2 protein-coding genes are annotated in these 1591 nt (G+C 52.6%); both read right to left on the minus strand.

Annotated features, from left to right (window positions below; genetic code table 11):
* Positions 1-43: 43 nt before the first annotated feature.
* The gene (locus GEI7105_RS0110465) at positions 44-946 is read right to left on the minus strand and encodes an Rpn family recombination-promoting nuclease/putative transposase (RefSeq protein WP_017660415.1); all 903 of its coding nucleotides are present in this window, start codon (positions 944-946) and stop codon (positions 44-46) included.
* 74 nt (positions 947-1020) lie between these two features.
* Positions 1021-1591, minus strand: a 571-nt coding sequence (locus GEI7105_RS33355; RefSeq protein WP_017660416.1) for a DUF4351 domain-containing protein, incomplete at its 5' end; no start/stop codon positions are given.

Here is a 1591-nt window from a genome sequence, read left to right on the forward strand (position 1 = left end):
AATAAGATTTGTGACCTCGTTAGATCCCTCTCTCATACGGGTTTTACTTCGAGGGAAGCTCCTGCCACCAAGTTTGCAAATCGGCGAGACTGGTGAAATCGAGTAAGGCTTCCCCCAAGGCTTCAATTTGCGCCAGTGGTAACGCCGCAATTTGACTCGAGATTTCTGGGGGAATCTCTCCAATCCGGCGATGGAGAAGTCGCAGTACCATCGCAACGCCTTCTTCGCGGCGTCCTTCCTGAAGTCCTTCCTGAAGTCCCGCCTGACGTCCTTCCTGAAGTCCTTCCTGAAGTCCCGCCTGACGTCCTTCTTGTAATGCTTCTTCCCAAATCTCTCGAAATACCACCGATTCTTGCATGATTTCTCTCCTGAAGATTTGCTGAATCAGCTCTGTTTCTAATAGTAGCCCAGCTAAAATGGCAGCGGAGGCGGTGAGATTGCTTTGGGTACGGCGATCGCGAAGGCGTTGTATCTCTCGGGCCACTTGCTGGAGCAGTTCGGTTCGTTCTTCGCTACGAGCCAACACTGCCAACGGTAACAGTCCCGGTGTGCTGAGAAAGAGTTCGGGGGGTTGTTCCCACAGGCGCACTACTTCAAATTCATGGCGAGTACCGGGAATTTCAAAGGTGTTTTGATAGACGAACGCCGACTGGCTGGGTTTCAAGTACACCACCACCTGTCGCATCTGTTTTTCGGGAAACCGACGATACACCCGCAGGCGGTAATCGGCCATGCGAAAGGCCATTTCGGCTTCGGGTCGGGTTTGAAACTCGACGTGCAGAACTGTATCGGTCGATTGCAGTAACACGAGCGCGTCGGCTCGAATCGGTTCGAGAGACAGTTCGGAGGGACTCAGTTCCGTCAACGGCATCGCTTCCCCCAACAACCAACTGGCAAAGTCGGAGGCAAAGCTTTCGACGAGGAATTTACAGACGATGTCGAACACGCCCTCGATTTTAGCATCGAAGCGAGAGGAGAATAAGATTTGTGACCTCGTTAGATCCCTCTCTCATACGGGTTTTACTTCGAGGGAAGCTCCTGCCACCAAGTTTGCAAATCGGCGAGACTGGTGAAATCGAGTAAGGCTTCCCCCAAGGCTTCAATTTGCGCCAGTGGTAACGCCGCAATTTGACTCGAGATTTCTGGGGGAATCTCTCCAATCCGGCGATGGAGAAGTCGCAGTACCATCGCAACGCCTTCTTCGCGGCGTCCTTCCTGAAGTCCCGCCTGACGTCCTTCTTGTAATGCTTCTTCCCAAATCTCTCGAAATACCACCGATTCTTGCATGATTTCTCTCCTGAAGATTTGCTGAATCAGCTCTGTTTCTAATAGTAGCCCAGCTAAAATGGCAGCGGAGGCGGTGAGATTGCTTTGGGTACGGCGATCGCGAAGGCGTTGTATCTCTCGGGCCACTTGCTGGAGCAGTTCGGTTCGTTCTTCGCTACGAGCCAACACTGCCAACGGTAACAGTCCCGGTGCGCTGAGAAAGAGTTCGGGGGGTTGTTCCCACAGGCGCACTACTTCAAATTCATGGCGAGTACCGGGAATTTCAAAGGTGTTTTGATAGACGAACGCCGACTGGCTGGGTTTC

This window comes from Baaleninema simplex PCC 7105 (genome assembly GCF_000332355.1).
Lineage (GTDB): Bacteria > Cyanobacteriota > Cyanobacteriia > Cyanobacteriales > Geitlerinemataceae > Baaleninema > Baaleninema simplex.